1 protein-coding gene is annotated in these 682 nt (G+C 43.0%); it reads left to right on the forward strand.

The genetic code is table 11. The annotated features are described in order from the left end of the window. The first annotated feature begins 135 nt into the window (after positions 1-135). Positions 136-594: an NYN domain-containing protein gene (locus CSQ89_RS21795; RefSeq protein WP_099408007.1), complete on the forward strand. Its 459-nt coding sequence runs from the start codon at positions 136-138 to the stop codon at positions 592-594. Positions 595-682 lie beyond the last annotated feature (88 nt).

The following is a 682-nucleotide window of genomic DNA, read 5'->3' on the forward strand; positions in this document are numbered from 1 at the left end:
ATCGATAATTGGGATTTATCCCAATTTCAGGCCCAGGCTGCCTTAAAGAGCGCCTATTTAAAAGATCGGGATACCAAAGAATACTGGCGGCAATATGCCAAGCAAAAAAATACCCAGGGCAAGGACTAAGAAACGTTGGCGTGGGAGGCTTTTTTTGCCAATTTTCAGAGTTGGTACAACGCCAAAGTTGATTCATTGGAAAAAATGAAAGGGTTTTATCAAGCGGTGCGCGGCTCTACCGATTTAATCGACATCATTGAATGCGGCCATTGGAAAGTTAATTTCCTGAGGAAGTATGTAGAGGAAAAAGGGCTCGATACTTCCATTGCGGTGGATTTAGTCGCCTTGCAGGACAATTACGATGTAGCGGTACTTATTTCAGGCGATGCGGATGCCATTCCCTCCATTGCCCATGCCAAAGCCAAGGGCAAGCATGTCATTTCCGTTGAATTTATTAACGGCACTCCAGAGGATGAAAAAAGCCGTAGTTTTTCTTCCCGACTCAAGGAACATGCAGACCTCGTATTACGGGTGCATGAATCGGAATTGTTAAAGCATAAGCTGGTTAAACGGTACAGTGGTAAAGCAAAGTAACTATTGCGATTTATGTCTCAGCTTAAGCCCTTATACGCAGTATATTTTTCGTTTAATACAGCAAGCTAAAGTGCCAATACCAATTATT

Origin of the sequence: Chitinimonas sp. BJB300, assembly GCF_002735695.1 — a bacterium.
GTDB lineage: Bacteria > Pseudomonadota > Gammaproteobacteria > Burkholderiales > Chitinimonadaceae > Chitinimonas.